The sequence below is a fragment of the Mycobacterium sp. ITM-2016-00317 genome, from assembly GCF_002968295.1.
Taxonomy (GTDB): domain Bacteria; phylum Actinomycetota; class Actinomycetes; order Mycobacteriales; family Mycobacteriaceae; genus Mycobacterium.
On the sequence record NZ_CP134399.1, the window covers coordinates 1998162 to 2021539 of the forward strand.

Here is a 23378-nt window from a genome sequence, read left to right on the forward strand (position 1 = left end):
AGGACCGCGATGACGCAGAGCGCGCACAGCACCGTACTTGTTCTGGTCGGCAGCCTCCGGGCTGCCTCGGTGAACCGTCAACTGGCCGAACTGGCGCTGGAGACCGGGCTCGACGGCGTGGTGTTCGACTGGTTCGACCGGCTGGGCGAACTGCCGCATTACAACGAGGACATCGACACCGACGACGTGGCCGAACCCGTCGCGGCCCTGCGCGCCGCCGCCGCGCGTGCCGACGCGGCGCTGGTCATCACCCCGGAGTACAACGGCACCGTCCCGGGGGTGCTGAAGAACGCCATCGACTGGCTCTCGCGCCCCTACGGCGCCGGCGCGCTCAAGGACAAGCCGCTGGCGGTCGTGGGTGCGGCGCTGGGGCGGTACGGCGGCCAGTGGGCTCACGACGACACGCGGAAGTCGTTCGGCATCGCCGGGCCCCGGGTCGTCGAGGGTCTGGACCTGTCGATCCCCAGCGCGTCGCTCGACGGCCGGCATCCGCGGGAGAAGGCCGAGGTCGTGGACCGGCTGCGCGACATCGTCGGCAAGCTGGTCGCCGAGATCGGCTGATCGGTCCCGGGCGCGCTTGCCGAAGGTGCGCCACGGCAGCCGTCGCCGCCCGCGGAAGCGGGCGGCGACGAGCGCGTGAGGACAGTCGAGCAGGGCTTTTCGAACGCCCGGGCGCTGCCCGGGCTCGTTTGCTGTCTGGGGTTTGGCGGCGGTCTGCGGAGCCGGGGGAGTCGGGGGATGTCAGGGGGTTCTGGTAGATCTGGGCGACGTGCCGCACGGGTGGGGCCGCGACACGCCGATGTGACGTGCGACACGCCGGTCCGGTGCTTGTCAGAGACGCTTTTGGGGGCTTACGACCTGGGAATTCCAGAAATGTCATTCAGAACATCTTGTAGTGCTTCTGAATGTCGGACACTAGGTGTAGTGTTTCGAACACCGACGGACCCCCAAGATGTGGAGTCAGCCGGAGCCCCAGAGTTCCGGCGGCGTCGGGTCACCGACACACCGGCGTGTGGCCCGGGACGGCCCGGAATTTCGGGGGCCGCCGGACCGCTGAACGTATAGCAGAAGAACCACCCAAGCAGTTGCCCGCCCGTTTTGCCCCCTTGGCGTAAGGAGCCGTACCGCAGATGACTCAGCCAGCCACCGTCACCGTGTACACCAAGCCGGCCTGTGTTCAGTGCAACGCCACCTACAAGGCGCTCGACAAGCAGGGCATCGCGTACGACATCGTCGACATCAGCGTGGACGCCGAGGCCCGTGACTACGTGATGGCCCTCGGATACCTGCAGGCGCCGGTCGTGGTCGCGGGCAACGACCACTGGTCGGGTTTCCGCCCGGACCGGATCAAGGCGCTGGCGGGCGCGGTCTCGGCATCTGCGTGACGGGTGTGGCCGCGGGCCACGACTGAGTGGTGAGCGGGTAATCGAAGCGGACGGACCGGAGTGGAGGGGATGGGCATGAGCAATCTGGTCTACTTCTCCAGCGTTTCCGAGAACACCCATCGCTTCGTGGAGAAGCTCGAGATCCCGGCCGTCCGGATCCCGATCCACGGGCGCATCGAGGTGACCGAACCCTATGTGCTGGTGCTGCCCACCTATGGTGGCGGGCACGCCAACGAGCCCGATCCCGATCGCGGGGGCTACGTGCCCAAGCAGGTGATCGCCTTCCTGAACAACGAACACAACCGGTCGTTGATCCGCGGCGTCATCGCCGCGGGCAACACCAACTTCGGCGCCGAATTCGGATACGCGGGGGTTGTCGTGTCCCGCAAGTGTGGCGTCCCTTTCCTGTACCGATTCGAACTCATGGGAACCACGGACGACGTGTTCGCCGTCCGTGCGGGCCTGAGCAATTTTTGGGCCGAGGCCCGGAAGGACCAGACGTGTCACCAACCGTCACAGCTGCAGAACCTGTAACCACCGGCGCCCACGCGCTCCCGGGGGAGACGGATTACCACGCGCTCAACGCGATGCTGAATCTGTACGACGCCGACGGCAAGATTCAGTTCGAGAAGGACGTGCAGGCCACGCGGGAGTACTTCCTGCAGCACGTCAACCAGAACACCGTGTTCTTCCACAGTCAGGACGAGAAGCTCGACTACCTGATCGAGAAGGAGTACTACGAGCGCGAGGTGCTCGACCAGTATTCCCGCAACTTCGTCAAGGACCTGCTGGACCGCGCGTACGCGAAGAAGTTCCGGTTCCCGACGTTCGTGGGGGCGTTCAAGTACTACACCTCCTACACGCTCAAGACCTTCGACGGGAAGCGCTATCTCGAGCGCTTCGAGGACCGCGTGGTGATGGTCGCGCTGACCCTGGCCGCCGGCGACACCGTGCTGGCCGAGAAGCTCGTCGACGAGATCATCGACGGCCGGTTCCAGCCGGCCACCCCGACGTTCCTGAACTCGGGCAAGAAGCAGCGCGGCGAGCCGGTGAGCTGCTTCCTGCTGCGCATCGAGGACAACATGGAGTCCATCGGCCGCTCCATCAACTCGGCACTGCAGCTGTCCAAGCGCGGTGGCGGAGTCGCGTTGCTGCTGAGCAACATTCGTGAGCACGGCGCGCCGATCAAGAACATCGAGAACCAGAGCTCCGGGGTCATCCCGATCATGAAGCTGCTGGAGGACTCGTTCTCCTACGCCAACCAGCTCGGTGCCCGGCAGGGTGCAGGCGCGGTGTACCTGCACGCGCACCATCCCGACATCTACCGCTTCCTGGACACCAAGCGGGAGAACGCCGACGAGAAGATCCGGATCAAGACGCTCTCACTGGGTGTGGTGATCCCCGACATCACCTTCGAGCTGGCCAAGAAGAACGAGGACATGTACCTGTTCTCGCCGTACGACGTCGAGCGCGTCTACGGCGTGCCGTTCGCCGACATCTCGGTGACCGAGAAGTACTTCGAGATGGTCGACGACGCGCGGATCCGCAAGACGAAGATCAAGGCGCGCGAGTTCTTCCAGACGCTGGCCGAGCTGCAGTTCGAGTCCGGCTACCCGTACATCATGTACGAGGACACCGTGAACCGGGCGAACCCCATCGCCGGCAAGATCACCCACTCGAACCTGTGCTCGGAGATCCTGCAGGTCTCCACGCCGTCGGAGTTCAACGACGATCTGTCCTACAAGAAGATCGGCAAGGACATCTCCTGCAACCTGGGTTCGCTGAACATCGCCAAGGCGATGGATTCACCGGATTTCGCGCAGACCATCGAGGTCGCGATCCGGGCGCTGACCGCGGTGAGCGATCAGACCCATATCTGGTCGGTGCCGTCGATCGAGCAGGGCAACAACGACTCTCACGCGATCGGCCTCGGGCAGATGAACCTGCACGGCTACCTGGCGCGCGAGCGGATCTTCTACGGCTCCGAAGAAGGTGTGGACTTCACCAACATCTACTTCTACACCGTGCTCTACCACGCCCTGAGCGCGTCGAATCAGATTGCGAAGGAACGGGGCCGGGCGTTCAAGGGCTTCGAGAAGTCGAAGTACGCGTCGGGGGAGTTCTTCGACAAGTACACCGATCAGGTGTGGGAACCCAAGACCGACAAGGTGCGCCAACTCTTCGCCGACGCCGGCATCAGCATCCCCGACCAGCAGGACTGGCAGCGGTTGAAGGAGTCGGTGCGTGAGCACGGCATCTACAACCAGAACCTGCAGGCCGTGCCGCCGACGGGGTCCATCTCCTACATCAACCACTCGACGAGCTCGATCCACCCGATCGCCAGCAAGGTCGAGATCCGCAAGGAAGGCAAGATCGGGCGCGTCTACTACCCGGCGCCCTACATGACCAACGAGAACCTGGAGTACTACCAGGACGCGTACGAGATCGGCTACGAGAAGGTCATCGACACCTACGCCGCAGCCACTCAGCACGTCGACCAGGGGCTGAGCCTGACGTTGTTCTTCAAGGACACCGCCACCACGCGCGATGTGAACAAGGCGCAGATCTACGCGTGGCGCAAGGGCATCAAGACGCTGTACTACATCCGGTTACGCCAGATGGCTCTGGAGGGAACCGAAGTCGAGGGCTGCGTCAGCTGCATGCTGTAGCTCGGGCATCGGTGGTGCCGCGAGCGTGCATCCACGGTAGTTGCGGCGTCGCCCTCGCTACCGTCAGTGCACGCTCGCGGACTGCCGACTAGGGCTCAGCTCTTGCGAGCCTCCTCGGCCCGCACCGCTTTGAGGCGTCGCTGCTCGCGCAGCACCTCCTGGTAGCTCTCGCGTTCGGCGACCAGCCACTCCGGCTTCTCCTCCAGCAGCGCATCGATCTGCTCGGTGGTGAGCGCGTTGTCGACGTCGTGGCGCGCCAGCGCGGCGATCGAGATGCCGAGCTTGGCCGCGACCAGGTTCTTCGGGTGCGGTCCGTTCTTGCGGAGGTCCTTGAGCCACTGCGGAGGGTCCGCCTGCAGCTCGGCCAGCTCGGCGCGGGTGATCGGGTTCTGCTGAAACTCCGCCGGCGTGGCGGGCAGGTACACGTCCAGCTTCTTGGCCGCCGTGGCGGGTTTCATGGACTGGGCGTTCGGCCTGCTCATGGCCTCAGCTTATCGAGGAGCCCAACGATAGCCTGATGCGGTGACCCTCTCCCTGGTCCTCGGCTATGTGCCCGGCGGGACGCCCGCGAAGTGGGCCCGGATCTGGGCACAGCGCCACCCCGACACCCCGCTGCAAATGCGCACCGTCGGCGCGGCCGACGCGGCCACCGCCGTGCGCGCCGGCGACCTCGACGTGGCGGTGCTGCGGCTGCCCACCGACACGTCCGGGCTGGCCGTCATCCCGCTCTACGAGGAGACGACGGTGGCCGTGGTGCCGACCGATCACCTGCTCACCGCCGGGGACGAGATCACCGCCGCCGACCTCGCCGACGAGCCGGTCCTGCTCCCGCTCGACACTGTGGTGTCCTGGCCGGACGCTCCGGGCGTCCCGGTCGAGCACCGGCCCGAGACCACCGGGGACGCAATCGAACTCGTCGCCGCGGGACTCGGCGCGCTCATCGTTCCCCAGTCCCTGGCGCGGCTGTATCACCGCAAAGACCTCACCTACCGCCCGATCGCCGATGCGCCCAGCTGTCCCGTCGCGCTCGCCTTCCCGGAGGGGCCGCAGCCGCCGTTGGTCGAGGAGTTCGTCGGGATCGTGCGGGGCCGCAAGCCCGGCTCGTCGCGCGGCCAGAGCGAGCCGCCGCCCAAGCGGACCGCACGCGAGAAGACGCTGGCCAAGCAGGCCGCCCGTGCCGCGGCGGGGAAGACCGCGCGCAAGCCGGGGCGCCCGCGCGGCCGCCGCTGACACGCACCTCGTGACTCTGCCGACGGCAGGCTTCAGAAGGTACTACAGCGTCGCGGTGACACCGGATCCGCACGCCGGGTCGTGCGAAGTCGGACTGACACTTCGCCTGGCCCAGAACTGACGACAGATCGGGAAGGACGGAACCGGTGAACACCAATCAGGACGTGATCTCGTTGCGAGGGCTCGGCGAGCAACAACTCGACGCGGCGCGCGATGCCCGCGCGGGCCGGGCCGCGCAGTCGGTGTACGGCGGGCAGCAACGCACGCTGCGCCAGACGGTGCTCGCGCTCACCGCGGGCAACCGGCTCGACGACCACGAAAGCCCAGGCGGGGCAACGCTTCTGGTGCTGCGCGGACGCGTCCAGATCGGCTCCCCGACGAGCACGGTCGAAGGCGGGGAAGGCGACTACCTGGTGATCCCCGACGAGCGGCACAACCTGGTGGCGCTGGAGGACTCCGTCGTGCTGCTGACCGTGGTGCCGCGGCGCTGACCACTCAGATCGTCAGCGTGCCGTCGTCGTTGATCGTCCACTCGGGGTTGCGCGCGACCTCCCAGACATGGCCGTCGGGATCGGCGAAGTACCCCGAGTAGCCGCCCCAGAACACCCGCTCGGCCGGCTTCAAGATCGTCGCGCCGGCCGCCTCGGCCTGGGCGAGCACCGCGTCGACGTCGGCTTCGGTGCGCTGGTTGATCGCGATCGTGATGCCGCTGAACCGTCCGTCCACCGGATGGTGGGCGTCCTCGGCGAGGTCTGCGCGGCCGAACAACGCGAACGCGATGCCGGGCAACTGGTAGAACACCACGCCCTCCGGCGCCGCGGCGGGCACCCAGCCCAGGCCCTGCTCGTAGAACCGGCGGGCCCGGTCGAGGTCGTCGACGCCGAGGGTGATCAGGCTGATGCGTTGCTCCATGCGCTCATCCCCTCTGGCCCGGGAGGTAGGTGCCGATCGACCACTGCCGCCCCTCGGGGTCCAGCAGCTCTGTGCGGAAGTTACCCCACTCCGTGGTCTCCGGGGCGACCAGCACCGTCGCCGCCGCATCGACCGCGCGCCGGTGAATGGCGGTCACCTCGGTGTCGTCGACGACGAGGTACAGACCGGCGCCCACGCAGTCGCCCTTGACCACGGGCACGTCGTAGCCGCGGTCGTCACGCTGCACGCACAGCACCGCGTCTCCGCGCTTGAGCTCGGCATGGGCCAGGATGTCGCCGTCGTCGCGGAAATCGCGCACCATGTCGAATCCCAGCACGCCGGTGATCCAGCCGACCATCGCGTCGGGATCGCGGTAACACAGAAACGCGCTCAGCTGCGTCGACGTCATACTTTCCGGTTCTACCGGAGGACACCGACAAGCGGCCCGACCCGTCGGCGCCGGCGCGAATGTGCACGATGTGGATGACGCAGGTCACACTTCTCGTTCTAGTGGGTATGACACCGGCCATGACCGCGCCGTTTTTCAGCCGAGAACGAATCGTCGCTTCGCCCGGATGGAGTCGGTGGCTCGTCCCGCCCGCAGCGCTGTCCATCCACCTGTCGGTCGGCGCGGCGTACTCCTGGAGCGTGTTCAAGCTGCCGCTGCAGGAATCCCTCGGGATCTCCGGCACCCTGAGCGCGCTGCCGTTCACCGTCGGCATCGTCGTCCTCGGGCTGTCGGCGGCGATCTTCGGCACCTGGGTGGACCGCGCCGGGCCCCGCGCGGCGATGTTCGCCGCGACCTGCTGCTTCTGCGGCGGATGGTTCGTCGGATCGGCCTGCTGATCGGCCAGTTCTGGCTGGTGCTGCTCGGCTATGGACTGCTCGGCGGCATCGGCTGGGGGATCGGCTACATCTCGCCGGTCGGGACGCTCATCAAGTGGTTCCCCGACCGGCCCGGCATGGCAACCGGGCTGGCGATCATGGGATTCGGCGGCGGCGCGCTGATCGCCTCGCCGTGGTCGACGGCGATGCTGGACATGTTCGGCACCGACACCGCCGGCATCGCGAAGACCTTCGCGGTGCACGGCGCCGTCTACGCGGTCTTCATGTCGCTGGGCTGGATGCTGATCCGGGTGCCGCGGGCGGACTGGAAGCCGTCGAACTGGACGCCGCCGCCCGTGCAGAGCGATTCGATCATCACCGGCGGGCAGGTGTCGGCCGGCAATGCGATCAAGACCCCGCAGTTCTGGCTGCTGTGGATCGTGTTGTGTTTCAACGTCACCGCCGGCATCGGCATCCTGGAGAAGGCGTCGCCGATCTACCAGGACTACTTCCCGGCCGCAGGGGCGGCCGCCGCCGGTCTGGCCGCCGCGGCCGCCGGATACGTCGCGATGCTCTCGCTGGGCAACATGCTCGGCCGCATCGGCTGGTCCAGCCTGTCGGACAAGATCGGCCGCAAGAACGCCTACCGGCTCTACCTCGGCGCCGGCGCGCTGCTGTACCTGACGATCACCGTGATGGAGAACTCCAACAAGCTCGTGTTCCTGCTCGCGACGATCCTGATCCTGTCCTTCTACGGCGCGGGCTTCGCTACGGTGCCGGCCTACCTGCGCGACCTGTTCGGCACGTTCCAGGTCGGCGCCATCCACGGCCGGCTGCTGACGGCGTGGTCGGCGGCCGGGGTGCTGGGCCCCATCATCGTGAACTTCGTGGCCGACCGGCAGGCCGCCGCGGGCAAGGAGGGACCCGCGCTCTACACCCTGTCGTTCTCCATCATGATCGCGCTGCTGGTCGTCGCGTTCGTCGCGAACGAACTGATCCGCCCCGTCAACGACAGATGGCACGAGCCCGACGCCCAGAGACCTTCCGACAGACAGGATGCCGTCCGATGACCGACCAACCCGCCGACACCGAGCTGCGTGAGTACACCCCGACGGTGCCCAAGGTCTACATCGTGTTGGCCTGGTTGTGGGTGGCTGTCCCGTTCGGCTACGGCCTCTACGAACTGTTGATCAAGGCCGGTCGGCTGTTCGGCGCCTGAAACACGCGTCAGGTCAACAGGTCCGACCAGAATCGCACGGTGGCGGCCGCAGCGGCGCGGTGCCCGCCGGACCCGAACTCTTCGTCGACGTAGTCGGCCAGGTCCGCGCCGCAGGTTTGGACGTCGGTCCGCACCACCGACAACACCGGATGGCCGAACGTGCCCCGACCGGCAGGCAGATATCGGTGCGAGCACACCGGGACCAATTGCGGGACACGGGCAAGCTGGTAGCGCGCGCTGCGCAGTGCGTCGCGCATCCGGGCGGGGCGCCGGCCCCACCCGGATGCCCAGAACTGACTCCATTCCACGGCGAACAGCACACCTTCGACCGGCAACTGCAGCCGCTTGGTCAGGCTTCGGCGGCCCTCGTTGCGCCAGTCCGGCCAGCCGGCACCCAACGGTAGCCCGGCAGCCAGGAACGCCCGGTGGTCGTCGGCGAACTCGAAGCCGAAATCTGCTTCGATGCTTGCCAACTCGTCATCGGACAGGCCGGTGTCGATCGTGACCGCGCCGAGGGCCGCCAGCCGTGCGGCGGCTTCGGTGCCGAGGCGCTCACCGGTGGAGTCCATGTACGCGCGCCGGTATCAGAAGCTGTGCTGCGGACCCTGGGCCTTCTTGTAGAGCGCCTTGAGCATGCGGTCGCGGAACGCGGCGTTGTCGATCAGCTTCACGCCCGCGCCCGCCAGCTTGGGCTGGCCGATCAGCTTGTGCATGATGCGACCGCGCCGGTACTCCCTGCCCCACGCGGCTTCCATCCGCTGCGCGTAGTTGGTGAAGTCGTCGGGGCCACCGTTGGTCAGCGCCGCGATCGCGCATTCGCCTGCGGCCAAACCGGATTCGAGTGCCTTGGAGATACCCGCGCCCGAGGCCGGCTTGCCTGCGCCCAGCGAATCGCCGGTGAACAGCACGCCCGGACGCCACGGCGGCCACGCGGTGAAGCCCATCGGCAAACGCCACGCGCGCACGCTCTTGTTCTTCTTGAGCTCTTCGATCGGCGGCAGATCCCACTCGCGCGGCAGGGTGCGCAGGAAATCGCCGAGGAACTGGGTGGCGTTGATCGACTGCCAGTTCTTGTAGCTGTTCACATAGCCGAGGCCGATGTTGAAGATGCCGTCGCCCATCGGGAACACCCAGCCGTACCCGGGCAGCTGATCGCCCTGGAACAGCAGCTTGAGATAGATGTCGAGCGAATCGGAGTCCGGGCGATTGGCCGGCATCTCCGAGCGGATGGCGATCGCCGAGTAGCCGTTGTACTCGGAGTCGATCTTCAGCGCGCGCTTGATGGGGGAGTAGGCGCCGTCCGCGGCGATCACCGCATCGGCGTACACCTTCTCGCCGCCCTTGAGCACGACGCCGATCACCCGGCCGTTGGCGTCCAGCTCCGGGCCCGACACCTCGGCGCCCTGCCGGATCTCGGCGCCCGCGGACTCGGCGTGCTTGAGCAGCACGGTGTCGAGGTGCTCGCGGCTGACCGTGTGGCCGTGGTCGGGCATGCCGGGACGTTTGGGGAACGACAGCTCCCAGCGGCTCGGGCTGAACACCGTCACCCGGTTGACCCGGTGATAGGTGGCGACCTCGTCGGCCAGGCCCATCTTCTGCAGATAGCTGACCGCGCGCGCGGTCAGCCCGTCGCCGCAGGGCTTGGCCCGGGGGAACTGTGCCTTGTCGCACACCAGCACCTTCGCGCCGGTCTGCGCGGCCTGCCATGCGGCGGCCGAACCCGATGGTCCTCCACCTGCGATGACCAGGTCGTATCGCTGCGTCATTGATCTCTCTCGTCGAGCGGCTGTCGCAGCGATAGTACCGAAAGACCCACCATTCGGCCGACCAGGTCTGAGCAGGTCAGCGGCGTCTGAGCGGGTACAGTGATCGGGTGCGACGAGGGTCGAGGGCGCGTGCTGCCGAGCAGGCGGGTGTCAAGGTGGACGCCCGCAGTGAACGGTGGCGCGAGCACCGCAAGAAGGTGCGCTCCGAGATCGTCGACGCGGCGTTCCGGGCCATCGACCGGCTGGGCCCCGAGGTGTCTCTGCGGGAGATCGCCGAGGAGGCCGGCACTGCCAAACCCAAGATCTACCGCCACTTCACCGACAAGTCCGACCTGTTCCAGGCGATCGGGCAGCGGATGCGGGACATGTTGTGGTCGGCGATCTTCCCGTCGATCAACATCTCGACCGATCCGGCGCGCACGGTGGTCTTCCGGGCCGTCGAGCAGTACGTGCGGCTGGTCGACGAACATCCGAACGTGATCCGGTTCCTGATGCAGGGCCGCTTCGCCGAGCAGACCTCGTCGGCGATGCGGGCGCTCAACGAGGGCCGCGACATCACTCTCGCGATCGCCGACATGTTCAACAACGAGCTCAAAGACATGGAGCTCGACTACGCGGCGTTCGAGCTGGCCGGGTTCGCGACCTTCGGTGCAGCGGCCTCGGCGACCGACTGGTGGCTGGGCGCCGATCAGGACAGCCCCCGCCGGCTGCCGTCGGCGAAGTTCGCCGACTACCTGACCACGATCATGGTCGGGTCCATCAACGGCACCTGCGAGGTGCTGGGTGTCCAGATCGACCCCGACGTGCCGCTGCACAAGGGCGTCAAGCGCCGCCAACAGGTCGCCTGAGTCCTTCCGCCCCGGGCGACGCCGAGATTGCGTCCACGTCGGGAAAAGCCGCCCGATAGCCGCGTGGAATGCGGTTTCGGCGTAATCGGTACCGGCGTTCCCAGGTACTATCGGGGCCATGACGCTGGCTGAACAGGCTGACCAGGCCGACACCACCTCTGCCGCCCAGGCGCCCGTGCACACCCGCGCCCTGATCATCGGCTCGGGCTTCTCCGGGCTGGGCATGGCCATCGCGCTGCAGCAACGCGGCGTCGACTTCCTGATCCTGGAGAAGGCCGACGAGATCGGCGGCACGTGGCGGGACAACACCTACCCCGGCTGCGCGTGCGACATCCCGTCGCACATGTACTCGTTCTCGTTCGAGCCGAAGGCCGACTGGACCCACATGTGGTCGTTCCAGCCCGAGATCCAGGATTACCTGCTCGGGGTGACCGCCAAGTACGGGCTGCGCCGCTACATCGAGTTCGGCGCGCACGTCGACCGCGCGAACTGGGACGACGACGAGATGCGCTGGCACGTGTTCACCAAGGACGGGCGCGAGTTCATCGCGCAGTTCGTCATCTCCGGCGCCGGTGGTCTGCACATCCCGCTGATCCCGGAGTTCGACGGGTACGACGAGTACCTGGCGGCCGGCCGGGCGGCGTTCCACTCCGCGGAGTGGGACCACGACGTCGACATCACCGGCAAGAAGGTCGCGGTGATCGGCACCGGCGCCAGCGCCATCCAGATCGTGCCCGAGATCGTCAAGGACGTCGCCGAGCTGCACCTGTACCAGCGCACCCCGGCCTGGGTGATGCCCCGGCCGAACAACCCGATCCCCGAACGGGTGCAGCGGGTGTTCGCCAACGTGCCCGGCGCCCGGGCGGCGATGCGGGCCGGCATCTACTGGATTCACGAGGCCGTCGGGTTTGCGATGACCCAACAGCCCAGGTTGCTGAAAATCGGTGAGCTGCTGGGGAAATGGAACATCCGCCGCTCGATCAAGGACCGCGAACTGCGCCGTAAGCTCACCCCGGACTACCGGGCCGGCTGCAAGCGAATCCTCAACTCCGACAAGTACTACCGCGGTATCGCCGACCCGAAGGCCGAGGTGATCACCGACCGCATCGCGCGCTTCACCTCGCGCGGCATCGTCACCATCGACGAGCACGGTCGGGAGTCCGAAACCGAGGTCGACGTGGTGGTGTTCGCCACCGGGTTCCACGTCACCGACTCCTACACCTATGTCGACATCAAGGGCCCCAACGGCGAAGACCTCGTCGACCGGTGGAACCGGGAGGGGATCGCCGCGCTGCGCGGCATCACCGTCGCCGACATGCCCAACCTGTTCTTCCTGCTCGGGCCGAACACCGCGCTGGGGCACAACTCGGTGGTGTTCATGATCGAGTCGCAGATCCGCTACGCGGCCAAGGCCATCGCCGCCGTCGACAAGGCGGGCGCGCAGGCGCTGGCGCCCACCCGGGCGGCGCAGGACCGCTACAACGACGAGCTGCAGGACGACCTCGGCGGCACCGTGTGGAGCACCGGTGGGTGCCGCAGCTGGTATCTCGACGAGCACGGCGTCAACCGCACCCTGTGGAGCGGGATGACCTGGCAGTACTGGCTCGCGACCCGGAGGTTCAAGGCCTCCGAGTACACGTTCCGCTGACTGGGCCCGCGACACGCCTGACACAACATCTCGTGCAGCGCTGGGATGTCGCACACCAGTTGTAGTGTTGTGGGCGTCGCGGGCGTTCCCGCGGCGACGTTACTAAAAGCCAGGTGAAATGGGGTCCTCGTGAGCGATGGCATGAAACTGATCGACCGGGTCTCGGCCATCAACTGGAACCGCCTGCAGGACGACAAGGACGCCGAGGTGTGGGATCGCCTCACCGGTAATTTCTGGTTGCCGGAGAAGGTGCCGGTATCCAACGACATCCCGTCCTGGAACACGCTGACCGCTCACGAGAAGCAGCTCACGATGCGGGTGTTCACCGGGCTCACGCTGCTCGACACCATCCAGGGCACCGTCGGCGCGGTCAGCCTGATCCCCGACGCGCTGACCCCGCACGAGGAGGCGGTGTACACCAACATCGCGTTCATGGAGTCGGTGCACGCACGCAGCTACTCCAACATCTTCTCGACGCTGTGCTCGACCAACGAGATCGACGACGCGTTCCGCTGGTCGGAGGAGAACCCGAACCTGCAGCGCAAGGCCGAGATCGTGATGCAGTACTACAAGGGCGACGAGCCGCTCAAGCGCAAGGTGGCTTCGACCCTGCTGGAGAGCTTCCTGTTCTACTCCGGCTTCTACCTGCCGATGTACTGGAGCAGCCGGGCCAAGCTCACCAACACCGCCGACATGATCCGGCTGATCATCCGCGACGAGGCCGTGCACGGCTACTACATCGGCTACAAGTACCAGCGCGGTCTGGCCTTGGCCGACGAGTCCACCCGCCAGGAGCTCAAGGACTACACCTACGAGCTGCTGTTCGAGCTCTACGACAACGAGGTGGAGTACACCCAGGACCTCTACGACGAGGTCGGCCTGACCGAGGACGTCAAGAAGTTCCTGCGCTACAACGCCAACAAGGCGCTGATGAACCTCGGCTACGAGGCGCTGTTCCCGCGCGACGAGACCGACGTGAACCCGGCGATCCTGTCCGCGCTGAGCCCCAACGCCGACGAGAACCACGACTTCTTCTCCGGCTCGGGGTCGTCCTACGTGATCGGCAAGGCCGTCAACACCGAGGACGAGGACTGGGACTTCTAGGCTCAGTCGACCGGGATGGTCGCGCTGATCGTCGTGCCGTCGCCGGGGTGACTGGTCACCGTCAGCCGGCCCGACAGCGCCTCCACCCGGTCGCGTAGGCCGACCAGGCCTGAGCCGCCGCCGTCCGTGGCGCCGCCGGCACCGTCGTCGGTCACCGAAAGGCGCAGCAGCGTGCCGCCGTCCGGGCTCTCGTCGAGCCCGACCGTGACCGTCACCGAACCGGCGTCGGCGTGCTTGGCGACGTTCGTCAGCGCCTCTGCGACAACGTAATACGCGGCCACCTCGACCGGTTCGGGCAGGCGGCGAGCGACGTCGACGGACAGCTCGACCGGAACCGTCGAGCGCCGCGCCAGGTTGCGCATCGCCGGCTTCAGCCCGCCGCGCGACAACACCGCCGGATGCAGACCGCGCGATAACTCCTGCAGATCCGAGTGCAACCCGGCCAGGCCGGTCACCGCGTTGGACAGCAGGGTGCGCAGCGCGTCGTCCTCGGTCGCCGCCTCGGCCTCGCGCAGTTGCAGGCTCAGCGACACGATGCGCTGCTGGGCGCCGTCGTGCAGATCGCGTTCGAACCCCCGGCGGGCCTCGTCGGCGGCCGCCACGATCCTGGCCCGCGACGCGGTGAGCTCGGCGCGGGTCTCGGCGTTGGCGATCGCGGTCGAGATCAGATCGGCGAAGTCGCCGATGTGGGCTGTGGTTCCTTCCGGAATCCCTTGTGGGGCAGAAGAACCCACGACAAGCGCGCCGCGGGTGCGCCCTTCCACGACCAGTGGTACGCCCGCCCCTGCGCGGACACCGAGCCCGCGCAGCCGGTCCGGGATCTCCCCGGACAGCGCGCCGTAGTCGCCGACATAGGCCGACTGGTCCTGCGCACCCGCTCGCACAGGCTGTCGCCGTCGAGCGAAAGACGCTCTCCCGCAGTGAATCCCGGCTGGCTCTCGGTCTTCAGCGCGGCCTTCACCACGACGTGGTCGTCGGCGTCGAAGGCCAGCAGGGTGACGTGGTCGACCCCGAGGCTGTGCGCGAGCTCGGTGACGGCGACGTCGTAGACGTCGGCCAGCGCGGCGCCGCGCGCGACCAGGGTGGCGACCCGACGCAGCGCCGCCTGCTGGGTCCTGGCCACCCGCAGGCGTTCCTGCTCCTGCTTGCGTTCGGTGGTGTCGCGGGCCCCGCCGACCAGCACCCCGTGGTCGAACACCACGTTCCATTCCAGCCAGCGCACGGTGCCGTCCCGGCGCAGACTGCGGCTCTCGAACTGCGTGGCGCCCGCGGTCTGCGGCACGGCGGCGAGCGCGGCCGCAGTGGCTTCCCAGTCGTCCTGGACGATGAACTCCGACAGCGGCCGCGCGGTCAGTTCCGCGGCCGAATAGCCCAGCGCCCGTTCGAACGCCGGATTGACCCGGGTCAGGCGCGCCTCCCCGTCGTCACACGTGCCGATGAACAGCAGATCCGATGCCACCGCGAAGAAGCGTTCCAGCTCGCGACGGCTGACCTCCAGCTCGGCGGTGATGACCTCGCGGTCGCACGCGGCGGCCAGCAGGGCCTGCAGCGACGGCACCATGCGATGCACCCGCCGCACCGACGCCGCGGGCAGATCCTGCGGGATGAGCAGCGTGCCGGTGCGTTCCGAACCGTCGAGCAGCGCGATGGCCAGCTCGTCCGGGGCGGCGGGGGTGGCCTCGACCGTCAATGTCGCGGAGGGCAGCCCGAGCACGTCGGCGAAACGGCGGCCGGCATCCTGCAGCGCCGGGCCGAGCGCCGGGGCCCGCAGCATCACCCGGGCCAGATCCGCGGCCAGATCGGCCTCGTGGCGGCGCTGCTCGGCCTCGGCGGCACGCAGTCGGGCCTGGCCCACCAGGGCATTGGTGAGAAACGCGAGCGTCAGGAAGATGACCAGCGCCGGAGCCAGGCTGTCGCGGCCCTCCAGATGCAGATAGGCGTAGACGGCGGCGCTGGCCAAAGAGGTGGTGATCGACAACCCGAAGCCCCACCCGGCAGAGACCACCAGCACGCCGAGCAGCAGCAGCGCGCCGAACGCGTTCTCCGGAGCGATCTTCTTGAGCGCGAACACCGCGAGCACCTCGGCGGCCAGGAACCCGGCCGCCACCGCGATTCCGACCCCGAGAGGTCGCGCCGGTGACCGCACGACACGCTCGAAGAAGCTGGTCGGCACCGATTGCCAGGTCACCGGCCGATGGTAATCCCGATTTTTCCCGTTAACAGGAATGCCGACAGCCGAAGATCCTGACAGGCTCGAGTCATGACCGGTCCGCGCTGCTTGATCGTCGACGACAGCGCCGACTTCCGGGACGCAGCCCGCGCCATTCTCGAACGCGGCGGCATCGTGGTCGTCGGCACTGCCCACGACGTGGCCGAGGCGCTGCTGCGGGCCCGCGAACTGCATCCGGACGTGGCGCTGGTCGACGTCGATCTCGGCGCCGAAAGCGGATTCGACGTCGCCGAACAGCTCAGCGGCATCCCCGTCATCCTGACCTCCACCCACGACGAGCTGGACTTCGCCGACCTCATCGCGGCCAGCCCGGCGCTGGGCTTCCTGCCCAAACTGACGTTGTCACCGGGCGCGGTGCGTGAACTGCTCGACCGCGTCAGCGGGTCTCCAAGTACATGATCACCGCGCGGACCCGGCGGTGGTCGTCGCCGGTTTCGGGCAGGTTCAGCTTGGTCAGGATGCTGCGCACGTGCTTTTCCACCGTGCCCTCGGTCACCCACAGCCTGCGCCCGATCCCCGCGTTCGACAGGCCCTCGGCCATCAGGGTGAGCACCTCGCGTTCGCGCGCACTGAGCGCGCCCAGCGGGTCGTCGCGCTTGCGCGCAGACACCAACTCGGCCACCAGCGCGGGGTCCACCACGGACGCGCCGTTGGCGATCCGCTGCAGCGTGTCGATGAAGTCGGTGACGTCGGTGACCCGGGTCTTGAGCAGGTAACCGATGGCATGGCCGCCGGCCAGCAGCTCCATCGCGTGATCGACGTCGACGTGGGCCGAGAGCACCACGATGCCGACCTCGGGGGACTCTTCGCGGATCACCCTGGCCGCGTCCAGACCCTCGCTGGTGTGGGTCGGCGGCATCCGGATGTCGGTCAGCACCAGCGCCGGCCTCTGCGTCCGGACCATGTCCAGCAGCGTGACGCCGTCACCGGCCTGCCCGACGATCTCGAAGCCGGAGCGCTCCAGAAGACTGGCCAGCCCCTCGCGCAACAACACATCGTCGTCGGCGACGACAACCTTCAGCGCGCTCATGTGTCCTCCGGCCCCCGCGTGAACATGGCGCCTCATTGTCGCACCGGCACCGCGATTTGCCAGTGGGACGGCGTGATCGGGTGCCCCGGAACCGATTCAACGTCGCGAGGTAGGCGGGCGTCAGCGCTCGTGGCTGTCCTCCATCACGGTGCGTCCGATCCGCCCCTATCGAGGCGGCGCCCCGCAGCGGATAGACCAGCGTGGTGAACACGTTGCCCCGGTGGGCTTTCCGCACCCAGAAGGACCACACCACGGCCACCGAGCAGATCGCCTGGACGAGGATCATCGCCGCGGTGCCGATCAGCGCGCGCAGACCGTGGATGTTCGTGTAGGGGACCAGCGCCGGCGTGTCCACCGGCACTCCGGCGGCGCCGGGCACCTGCACCGCGACAGCGCACAGAACCCATGGAACATCCACGTCCACAATGCTTTTCGCAGCATCATTGGCGAAGTGGACGCAGCCGCCGATCAGCGACCCCGCGAACACGACGTACGCGAAGGTGGCCGGGAGGTGTCTGGCCATCGCCACGTAGCCGAGTGCGAACGGCGTCAGCGCGCTCCCAGCGACGGCCCCCGGGAGTGGGGGAGGACACTGGAGCGGTGACGACCAAGTCCCTGTTCCACTCCGTTCTGGAATGGCTGCGCGCCGGCTATCCCGGCGGTGTCCCGGGGCCCGATCGCGTTCCGCTGCTGGCACTGTTGCGTGCGACTCCACTGACCGAGGAACAGATCAAGGAGGTCATCGCGCGCCTGACCGAAGAACGGTCACCGGGCGCCGGGGCCGGGGCCGGCCAGATCGAGGCCGACGAGATCGCGGCCTTCATCGAAGACGTCACCCACCACGACGCCGGCCCGGAGAACGTCGCGCGGGTGGCGGCGAAGCTGGCCGCCGCGGGCTGGCCGTCGACCGGCGAGCACCGCGGCGATCCCGGGACGGACGGTTAGCGCAGGCCGGCGGTGTCGATGACGAACCGGTACCGGACATCGCTGGCCACCACGCGCTCGTAGGCCTCGTTGATGTAGTCCGCTTCGATGATCTCGATCTCGGGGGTCACGTCGTGCTCGGCGCAGAAGTCCAGCATCTGCTGGGTCTCGGCGATGCCACCGATCATCGAGCCCGCGATGCTGCGCCGCCCGCCGACCAACGACGTGGCCGGCACCGACATCGGATGCTCGGGCATGCCGAGTTCGACCAGCGTGCCGTCGACCTTGAGCAGCGCGAGGTAGTCCGCGAGATTCAGGTTCGCCGACACGGTGTTGATGATCAGGTCGAACGTGCCGCGCAGCTGCTTGAAGGTGTCGCGGTCGCTGGTGGCGTGGTACGCCGTGGCGCCCAGGCGCAGACCGTCCTCCATCTTCTTCAGCGACTGGCTGAGGACTGTCACCTCGGCGCCCATCGCCGCCGCGATCTTGACCGCGAGGTGACCGAGACCACCGAGGCCGATCACCGCGACCTTCTTGCCGGGACCGGCGTTCCAGTGGCGCAGAGGTGAATAGGTGGTGATCCCCGCACACAGCAGGGGAGCGGCCTTGTCCAGCGCGATGGAGTCGGGGATGCGCAGCACATAGTTCTCGTCGACGACGATCGCACCGCTGTAGCCCCCCTGCGTCGGCTGACCGTCACGGCCGACGGCGTTGTAGGTGCCGACCATCCCACTGCCGGTGCAGTACTGCTCGTCACCGTCGCGACATTGGTCACACTCGCGGCAGGAATCGACGAAACAGCCCACGCCGACCCGGTCGCCGATCTTGAAATTGGTTACCTGCGAACCGATCTCGGTGACGATGCCGGCGATCTCATGACCGGGCACCACCGGGTAATTGGCCCGCCCCCACTCGCCGCGGACGGTGTGGATGTCGGAGTGGCAGATACCGGCGAAGTGGATGTCGAACGCGACGTCATGCGGCCCGACCTCGCGCCGGGTGATGGTGGTCCGGGTCAGCGGGGCGTCGGCGGAGGTCGCGGCATACGCGGTAACGGTGGTCATCAGTGCCTCTTGTCTCATCGATTTTCTGCATAACGGGGTCTCGCACAAGGGTCGGCGGGTTCGGATTCGCCGAGAATCACGGCGCGACGATGCGCCTGATCGGGTTCAACGGCCACTGGCGCCGGGTTAGTTCCGCCGCTGACGTGGTGCGGTCAGTTGATGGGGGCGTTGACCCACCGTAGATCGGCGAGGATCCCGCGTGCGGCGACGACATTACCGCCGGTCTGCCACACCTCGTTGTTCACCGCGAACACCCTGCCGTCGCGGTTGGCCGACAGCCGCCGCCACGCGTCGCTGCCCAGCACTTCGGGGGCGCGTTCACGTGCCTCGGCCGTGGCGAACGACACATAGAGGAGGTCGCCGTCGGCGATCGAGAAGTCCGGTGAATCGCCGAGGTCCTCGTCGGAGATGCCCACCTCGACGAAGGGCTTGTCGGTGAACCGCTGCGCGGCCGGGCGGCCGACCCCGACGTCGGCGAGCACGCTGCCGGGGAAGCTGTCGGGGCCGAACACCCGCATCGTGGTGTCGGTGAACTGCACCACCGATGCCTGGAAGTGGGTCGCGTCGTTGTCCTGCCCGGTCCGGTCGGCGGCGCGGTCGAACTCCTCGATCACCTCGTCGGCCGCGCGTGCGCGGCCGGTGGCGGCCCCGACGGTGCGCAGCGTGTCCTTCCACGCCGCGCCTCCGGGCCCGGTGAACACGGTGGGCGCGATCCCGGCGAGCTCGGGATGGTCCTGCGGGGTCAGCGCCACCGAGCCGAGGATCAGATCCGGTTCGGCCGCCCGGATCGCGTCGAGGTCGGGCTCGCTGCGGCTTCCGGCGCCGGGTAGGTCGTGGACGACGGCGCCGAGGTAGGCCGGCTGGGCGTCGGAGCCGTCGGGCAGCGCCGCGGCCACGATCCGCGATTGCAGGCCCAGCGCGCACAACGCATCGAGCTGGTCGCCGGAGAGCACGACGATGCGCTGGGGATCGGCCCGCACCTGCGTGGTCTCCGGAATCGGGGGAGTGACGCCGTGGCCGGTCGCGTTGCGGACCTCGCGCTCCGGCGGGCCGTCGTCCAGGCGCGCCGGTTCGGGCGCACAGGACTCATCGGGCCTGCGGTCGTTGCCGAGCACGCCGGCACTGGCGATCCGGGTCACGCTGGTGGTGGGCGTCGCCGTGCCGGAGCCGTCGGCGGGTGTGTCGCCGGACGATCCGCAGCCGCCCAGCGCGGACACCACGACCGCGGTGGCGAGGGCGGTCAGTCCCGCCGACCGGGAGACCCAGCGGCCTGCCCGCACTCCCGTGATCAGCACGCGCCGACGTTAACATCCAACGGTTACCGAGCTGGTCAGGGTCTGTGCCCAGATAGGTGCGCCGTCAAATACGACGGTTTGTAGGACCACCCCGACCGCTGTCAGTTCGGGCAGCTAGGATTCATACCGATCGTCGGCCTCGCCGACTGTCCTATCCGGTGTTGTTACCGGTCAGCGATACGGAAGGTTGGAGGACCAGTTGGTTGCGGAAGCGCCCCCAATCGGCGAACTCGAGGCACGGCGGCCGTTCCCGGCCCGGCTGGGACCCAAGGGCAACCTGCTCTACAAACTGATCACGACCACCGATCACAAGCTGATCGGCATGATGTACTGCGTCGCTTGCTTCGCGTTCTTCTTGATCGGCGGCCTGATGGCGCTGTTCATGCGGACCGAGCTCGCCGCCCCCGGGCTGCAGTTCCTCTCCAATGAGCAGTTCAACCAGCTGTTCACCATGCACGGCACGGTGATGCTGCTGTTCTACGCGACGCCGATCGTGTTCGGGTTCGCGAACCTGGTGCTGCCGCTGCAGATCGGCGCCCCCGACGTCGCGTTCCCGCGCCTCAACGCGTTCTCGTTCTGGCTCTTCCTGTTCGGCGCGCTGATCGCCATGGGTGGCTTCATCACCCCCGGCGGCGCCGCCGACTTCGGCTGGACCGCGTACTCGCCGCTGACCGACGCCATCCACTCACCCGGCGCGGGCGGTGACCTGTGGATCATGGGTCTGGCCGTCGGCGGTCTGGGCACGATCCTCGGTGGCGTGAACATGATCACCACCGTGGTCTGCATGCGCGCCCCCGGCATGACCATGTTCCGGATGCCGATCTTCACCTGGAACATCCTGGTGACCTCGATCCTGGTGCTGCTGGCCTTCCCGCTGCTGACCGCGGCGCTGCTCGGCCTGGCCGCCGACCGCCATCTCGGCGCGCACATCTACGACCCGGCCAACGGTGGTGTGCTGCTGTGGCAGCACCTGTTCTGGTTCTTCGGCCACCCCGAGGTGTACATCATCGCGCTGCCGTTCTTCGGCATCGTCAGTGAGATCTTCCCGGTGTTCAGCCGTAAGCCGATCTTCGGCTACACCACGCTGATCTACGCGACGCTGGGCATCGCCGCCCTGTCGGTCGCGGTGTGGGCGCACCACATGTACGCCACCGGCGCGGTGCTGCTCCCGTTCTTCTCCTTCATGACGTTCCTCATCGCGGTGCCGACCGGTATCAAGTTCTTCAACTGGATCGGCACGATGTGGAAGGGCCAGTTGACGTTCGAGACACCGATGCTGTTCTCCATCGGCTTCATCGCGACGTTCCTGCTCGGCGGCCTGTCGGGCGTGCTGCTGGCCAGCCCGCCGCTGGACTTCCACGTCACCGACAGCTACTTCGTCATCGCGCACTTCCACTACGTGCTGTTCGGCACCATCGTGTTCGCCACCTACGCGGGCATCTACTTCTGGTTCCCGAAGATGACCGGCCGGCTGCTCGACGAACGCCTGGGCAAGCTGCACTTCTGGCTGACCTTCATCGGCTTCCACATGACCTTCCTGGTCCAGCACTGGCTGGGCGACGAGGGCATGCCGCGCCGCTACGCCGACTACCTGGCCAGCGACGGCTTCACCACGCTGAACGTCGTGTCGACCATCGGCGCGTTCATCCTGGGCGCCTCGACGCTGCCGTTCCTGTGGAACGTGTTCAAGAGCTGGCGTTACGGCGAGGTGGTGACCGTGGATGACCCGTGGGGTTACGGCAACTCGCTGGAGTGGGCGACCAGCTGCCCGCCGCCGCGGCACAACTTCACCGAGCTGCCCCGGATCCGTTCGGAGCGTCCGGCGTTCGAGCTGCACTACCCGCACATGGTCGAGCGCATGCGGCGTGAGGCCCACGTGGGCCGCGCGCACGGTCCCGAGGACGGCGACGTGACGCGGATCGACAACGAGAACGTCCGTACCTGACCGAGACACTGAGCGGCACCGTGTGAGCGCAATGCAAAGGTGGCCTGACGGGTCCTCCCGCGACCGGTCGTCGCTGCTGATCACCGTCACCGGCAAGGATCAGCCCGGCGTCACATCAGCGCTGTTCGAGGTGCTGTCCCGGCACCGGGTCGACCTGCTCAACGTCGAACAGGTCGTGATCCGCGGCCGGCTGACGCTCGGCGTGCTCGTCGCGGCGCCCCCGGAGGTCGCCGGGGGAGCCCCGCTGCGCGACGAGGTGACCGCGGCGATCCACGGCGTCGGGCTCGACGTCACCATCGAGAGCAGCGACGGGCTGCCGGTGATGCGACAGCCGTCCACCCACACCATCGTGGTGCTGGGCCGGCCCATCACCGCCGAGGCGTTCGGGGTGGTCGCCAGGGAAGCCGCTGGGCTCGGCGTGAACATCGACTTCATCCGCGGGGTGTCGGACTATCCGGTGACCGGCCTGGAGCTACGGGTGTCGGTGCCGTCCGGGGTGTACCGCGAGCTGCAGGCGGTGCTGGCCCGGGTCGCGGTCCAGGAGAAGGTCGACATCGCCGTCGAGGACTACAGCCTGGCGCGGCGGGCCAAGCGGCTCATCGTCTTCGACGTCGACTCCACGCTGATCCAGGGTGAGGTCATCGAGATGCTGGCCGCGCACGCCGGTGCCGAGGCGGCGGTCGCCGAGGTCACCGAAGCGGCGATGCGCGGCGAACTGGACTTCGCCGAATCCCTGCACCGCCGGGTGGCCACGCTCGCCGCCTGCCGGCCTCGGTGCTCGACGACGTCGCCGAACAGATCGAGCTCACCCCGGGTGCGCGCACCACGATCCGCACACTGCGCCGGCTCGGCTACTACTGCGGAGTCGTGTCGGGCGGGTTCCGCCAGGTCATCGAGCCGCTGGCCCACGAGCTGATGATGGACTTCGTCGCCGCCAACGAACTCGAGATCGTCGACGGCAAACTCACGGGACGGGTGGTCGGCAACGTCGTCGACCGGCCCGGGAAAGCCAAGGCGCTGCGCGACTTCGCCCAGCAGGCCGGGGTCCCGATGGAGCAGACGGTGGCGGTCGGTGACGGCGCCAACGACATCGACATGCTCTCGGCCGCCGGGCTCGGGGTGGCGTTCAACGCCAAGCCGGCGCTGCGCGAGGTCGCCGACGCGTCGCTGAGCCACCCCTACCTGGACACTGTGCTCTTCATCCTCGGTATCACCCGCGGTGAGATCGAGGCCGCGGACGCGCTCGACGGCGTCGTCCGTCGCGTCGACATCCCCGACTGACGG

The 23378-nt window shown here is 67.8% G+C and carries 23 protein-coding genes and 3 pseudogenes; 16 read left to right on the top strand and 10 right to left on the bottom strand.

Annotated elements, in window-relative coordinates; genetic code table 11:
* The first annotated feature begins 9 nt into the window (after nucleotides 1-9).
* From C6A87_RS09490 to nrdE, 4 genes are all read left to right on the top strand, one after another.
* Nucleotides 10-561, top strand: coding sequence for an NAD(P)H-dependent oxidoreductase (locus tag C6A87_RS09490; protein WP_311117004.1), 552 nt, complete (start codon nucleotides 10-12; stop codon nucleotides 559-561).
* A gap of 569 nt (nucleotides 562-1130) precedes the next feature.
* Complete coding sequence (locus C6A87_RS09495) at nucleotides 1131-1385, top strand: redoxin NrdH (RefSeq protein ID WP_311117005.1); 255 nt, start codon at nucleotides 1131-1133, stop codon at nucleotides 1383-1385.
* Nucleotides 1386-1460: 75 nt separating this feature from the next.
* Nucleotides 1461-1919, top strand: coding sequence for a class Ib ribonucleoside-diphosphate reductase assembly flavoprotein NrdI (nrdI, locus tag C6A87_RS09500; RefSeq protein ID WP_311117006.1), 459 nt, complete (start codon nucleotides 1461-1463; stop codon nucleotides 1917-1919).
* Entirely contained in the window at nucleotides 1886-4054 is a 2169-nt protein-coding gene (nrdE, locus tag C6A87_RS09505; protein WP_311117007.1) for a class 1b ribonucleoside-diphosphate reductase subunit alpha, read from the top strand. Before nrdI ends, nrdE begins: the two co-directional genes overlap by 34 nt.
* A 95-nt stretch (nucleotides 4055-4149) precedes the next feature.
* Here the strand turns inward: nrdE and C6A87_RS09510 are convergent, their stop codons facing one another.
* Nucleotides 4150-4536 (bottom strand): DUF5997 family protein, encoded by a 387-nt coding sequence (locus C6A87_RS09510; RefSeq protein ID WP_311117008.1) that lies wholly within the window; start codon nucleotides 4534-4536, stop codon nucleotides 4150-4152.
* 40 nt (nucleotides 4537-4576) lie between these two features.
* Here C6A87_RS09510 and C6A87_RS09515 point away from each other — a divergent pair, with 40 nt between their 5' ends.
* Together C6A87_RS09515 and C6A87_RS09520 are read left to right on the top strand one after the other, a co-directional pair.
* Nucleotides 4577-5284 (top strand): LysR family substrate-binding domain-containing protein, encoded by a 708-nt coding sequence (locus tag C6A87_RS09515; RefSeq protein WP_311117009.1) that lies wholly within the window; start codon nucleotides 4577-4579, stop codon nucleotides 5282-5284.
* Between the two features lie 146 nt (nucleotides 5285-5430).
* Complete coding sequence (locus tag C6A87_RS09520) at nucleotides 5431-5775, top strand: cupin (protein ID WP_311117010.1); 345 nt, start codon at nucleotides 5431-5433, stop codon at nucleotides 5773-5775.
* Nucleotides 5776-5779: 4 nt separating this feature from the next.
* Here C6A87_RS09520 and C6A87_RS09525 read toward each other — a convergent pair whose 3' ends face one another.
* Together C6A87_RS09525 and C6A87_RS09530 are read right to left on the bottom strand one after the other, a co-directional pair.
* Complete coding sequence (locus C6A87_RS09525) at nucleotides 5780-6196, bottom strand: VOC family protein (RefSeq protein ID WP_311117011.1); 417 nt, start codon at nucleotides 6194-6196, stop codon at nucleotides 5780-5782.
* 4 nt (nucleotides 6197-6200) lie between these two features.
* Nucleotides 6201-6605 (bottom strand): VOC family protein, encoded by a 405-nt coding sequence (locus C6A87_RS09530; protein WP_311117012.1) that lies wholly within the window; start codon nucleotides 6603-6605, stop codon nucleotides 6201-6203.
* 119 nt (nucleotides 6606-6724) lie between these two features.
* Between C6A87_RS09530 and C6A87_RS09535 the strand changes: the two are divergent.
* A pseudogene (locus tag C6A87_RS09535) lies at nucleotides 6725-8091 on the top strand (OFA family MFS transporter).
* Nucleotides 8088-8240 (top strand): hypothetical protein, encoded by a 153-nt coding sequence (locus C6A87_RS09540; protein WP_311117013.1) that lies wholly within the window; start codon nucleotides 8088-8090, stop codon nucleotides 8238-8240. The pseudogene C6A87_RS09535 and the gene C6A87_RS09540 overlap by 4 nt, the downstream one beginning before the upstream one ends.
* A gap of 8 nt (nucleotides 8241-8248) precedes the next feature.
* On the opposite strand, the gene C6A87_RS09545 is transcribed toward C6A87_RS09540, so the two are convergent.
* Together C6A87_RS09545 and C6A87_RS09550 are read right to left on the bottom strand one after the other, a co-directional pair.
* Complete coding sequence (locus tag C6A87_RS09545) at nucleotides 8249-8809, bottom strand: hypothetical protein (RefSeq protein WP_311117014.1); 561 nt, start codon at nucleotides 8807-8809, stop codon at nucleotides 8249-8251.
* A 15-nt stretch (nucleotides 8810-8824) separates the two neighbouring features.
* Nucleotides 8825-10006, bottom strand: coding sequence for an NAD(P)/FAD-dependent oxidoreductase (locus tag C6A87_RS09550; RefSeq protein ID WP_311117015.1), 1182 nt, complete (start codon nucleotides 10004-10006; stop codon nucleotides 8825-8827).
* A 107-nt stretch (nucleotides 10007-10113) separates the two neighbouring features.
* Between C6A87_RS09550 and C6A87_RS09555 the strand changes: the two genes are divergently transcribed.
* The 3 genes from C6A87_RS09555 (at nucleotide 10114) to nrdF (ending at nucleotide 13606) form a co-directional block, all read left to right on the top strand.
* Nucleotides 10114-10854, top strand: a complete 741-nt coding sequence (locus C6A87_RS09555; RefSeq protein ID WP_311117016.1) for a TetR/AcrR family transcriptional regulator — start codon at nucleotides 10114-10116, stop codon at nucleotides 10852-10854.
* Nucleotides 10855-10972: 118 nt separating this feature from the next.
* A complete protein-coding gene (locus C6A87_RS09560) occupies nucleotides 10973-12502 on the top strand; it encodes an NAD(P)/FAD-dependent oxidoreductase (protein WP_311117017.1) in 1530 nt (509 codons plus the stop codon).
* A gap of 141 nt (nucleotides 12503-12643) precedes the next feature.
* Nucleotides 12644-13606 (top strand): class 1b ribonucleoside-diphosphate reductase subunit beta, encoded by a 963-nt coding sequence (gene nrdF, locus C6A87_RS09565; protein ID WP_396837083.1) that lies wholly within the window; start codon nucleotides 12644-12646, stop codon nucleotides 13604-13606.
* Nucleotides 13607-13608: 2 nt separating this feature from the next.
* Here the strand turns inward: nrdF and C6A87_RS29175 are convergent, their stop codons facing one another.
* Together C6A87_RS29175 and C6A87_RS09575 are read right to left on the bottom strand one after the other, a co-directional pair.
* Nucleotides 13609-14814 (bottom strand): ATP-binding protein, encoded by a 1206-nt coding sequence (locus C6A87_RS29175; protein ID WP_396837084.1) that lies wholly within the window; start codon nucleotides 14812-14814, stop codon nucleotides 13609-13611.
* A pseudogene (locus C6A87_RS09575) lies at nucleotides 14793-15971 on the bottom strand (PAS domain S-box protein); the annotation flags it as partial. The gene C6A87_RS29175 and the pseudogene C6A87_RS09575, both read right to left, overlap by 22 nt.
* On the opposite strand from C6A87_RS09575, the gene C6A87_RS09580 reads away from it, so the two are divergent.
* Nucleotides 15867-16235 (top strand): response regulator, encoded by a 369-nt coding sequence (locus C6A87_RS09580; protein WP_311117021.1) that lies wholly within the window; start codon nucleotides 15867-15869, stop codon nucleotides 16233-16235. The pseudogene C6A87_RS09575 and the gene C6A87_RS09580 sit on opposite strands and share 105 nt — an antisense overlap.
* On the opposite strand, the gene C6A87_RS09585 is transcribed toward C6A87_RS09580, so the two are convergent.
* Nucleotides 16213-16866 (bottom strand): response regulator transcription factor, encoded by a 654-nt coding sequence (locus C6A87_RS09585; RefSeq protein WP_311117022.1) that lies wholly within the window; start codon nucleotides 16864-16866, stop codon nucleotides 16213-16215. The genes C6A87_RS09580 and C6A87_RS09585 overlap by 23 nt on opposite strands.
* A 203-nt stretch (nucleotides 16867-17069) precedes the next feature.
* Between C6A87_RS09585 and C6A87_RS09590 the strand changes: the two genes are divergently transcribed.
* Both C6A87_RS09590 and C6A87_RS09595 read left to right on the top strand, forming a co-directional pair.
* Nucleotides 17070-17198, top strand: a complete 129-nt coding sequence (locus tag C6A87_RS09590; protein WP_311117023.1) for a hypothetical protein — start codon at nucleotides 17070-17072, stop codon at nucleotides 17196-17198.
* A gap of 268 nt (nucleotides 17199-17466) precedes the next feature.
* Nucleotides 17467-17811 (top strand): DUF3349 domain-containing protein, encoded by a 345-nt coding sequence (locus C6A87_RS09595; RefSeq protein WP_311117024.1) that lies wholly within the window; start codon nucleotides 17467-17469, stop codon nucleotides 17809-17811.
* Here the strand turns inward: C6A87_RS09595 and C6A87_RS09600 are convergent.
* Both C6A87_RS09600 and C6A87_RS09605 read right to left on the bottom strand, forming a co-directional pair.
* A complete protein-coding gene (locus C6A87_RS09600; RefSeq protein WP_311117025.1) occupies nucleotides 17808-18854 on the bottom strand; it encodes an NAD(P)-dependent alcohol dehydrogenase in 1047 nt (348 codons plus the stop codon). The two genes, C6A87_RS09595 and C6A87_RS09600, sit on opposite strands and share 4 nt — an antisense overlap.
* 152 nt (nucleotides 18855-19006) lie before the next feature.
* Nucleotides 19007-20149, bottom strand: coding sequence for an iron-siderophore ABC transporter substrate-binding protein (locus C6A87_RS09605; protein WP_311117026.1), 1143 nt, complete (start codon nucleotides 20147-20149; stop codon nucleotides 19007-19009).
* A gap of 199 nt (nucleotides 20150-20348) precedes the next feature.
* On the opposite strand from C6A87_RS09605, the gene ctaD reads away from it, so the two are divergent.
* Together ctaD and serB are read left to right on the top strand one after the other, a co-directional pair.
* Nucleotides 20349-22094: a cytochrome c oxidase subunit I gene (ctaD, locus tag C6A87_RS09610; RefSeq protein WP_311117027.1), complete on the top strand. Its 1746-nt coding sequence runs from the start codon at nucleotides 20349-20351 to the stop codon at nucleotides 22092-22094.
* Nucleotides 22095-22125: 31 nt separating this feature from the next.
* Nucleotides 22126-23375: pseudogene (serB, locus tag C6A87_RS09615) on the top strand (phosphoserine phosphatase SerB).
* Nucleotides 23376-23378: the final 3 nt, after the last annotated feature.

Bases quoted from the DNA above. Each gene is read 5' to 3' on its own strand.
- C6A87_RS09490 (WP_311117004.1), top strand. From the start codon at position 10: ATGACGCAGAGCGCGCACAGCACCGTACTTGTTCTGGTCGGCAGCCTC.
- C6A87_RS09495 (WP_311117005.1), top strand. From the start codon at position 1,131: ATGACTCAGCCAGCCACCGTCACCGTGTACACCAAGCCGGCCTGTGTT.
- nrdI (WP_311117006.1), top strand. From the start codon at position 1,461: ATGAGCAATCTGGTCTACTTCTCCAGCGTTTCCGAGAACACCCATCGC.
- C6A87_RS09510 (WP_311117008.1), bottom strand. From the start codon at position 4,536: ATGAGCAGGCCGAACGCCCAGTCCATGAAACCCGCCACGGCGGCCAAG.
- C6A87_RS09525 (WP_311117011.1), bottom strand. From the start codon at position 6,196: ATGGAGCAACGCATCAGCCTGATCACCCTCGGCGTCGACGACCTCGAC.
- C6A87_RS09530 (WP_311117012.1), bottom strand. From the start codon at position 6,605: ATGACGTCGACGCAGCTGAGCGCGTTTCTGTGTTACCGCGATCCCGAC.
- C6A87_RS09540 (WP_311117013.1), top strand. From the start codon at position 8,088: ATGACCGACCAACCCGCCGACACCGAGCTGCGTGAGTACACCCCGACG.
- C6A87_RS09545 (WP_311117014.1), bottom strand. From the start codon at position 8,809: ATGGACTCCACCGGTGAGCGCCTCGGCACCGAAGCCGCCGCACGGCTG.
- C6A87_RS09550 (WP_311117015.1), bottom strand. From the start codon at position 10,006: ATGACGCAGCGATACGACCTGGTCATCGCAGGTGGAGGACCATCGGGT.
- C6A87_RS09560 (WP_311117017.1), top strand. From the start codon at position 10,973: ATGACGCTGGCTGAACAGGCTGACCAGGCCGACACCACCTCTGCCGCC.
- nrdF (WP_396837083.1), top strand. From the start codon at position 12,644: ATGAAACTGATCGACCGGGTCTCGGCCATCAACTGGAACCGCCTGCAG.
- C6A87_RS29175 (WP_396837084.1), bottom strand. From the start codon at position 14,814: ATGGAACGTGGTGTTCGACCACGGGGTGCTGGTCGGCGGGGCCCGCGA.
- C6A87_RS09580 (WP_311117021.1), top strand. From the start codon at position 15,867: ATGACCGGTCCGCGCTGCTTGATCGTCGACGACAGCGCCGACTTCCGG.
- C6A87_RS09585 (WP_311117022.1), bottom strand. From the start codon at position 16,866: ATGAGCGCGCTGAAGGTTGTCGTCGCCGACGACGATGTGTTGTTGCGC.
- C6A87_RS09600 (WP_311117025.1), bottom strand. From the start codon at position 18,854: ATGACCACCGTTACCGCGTATGCCGCGACCTCCGCCGACGCCCCGCTG.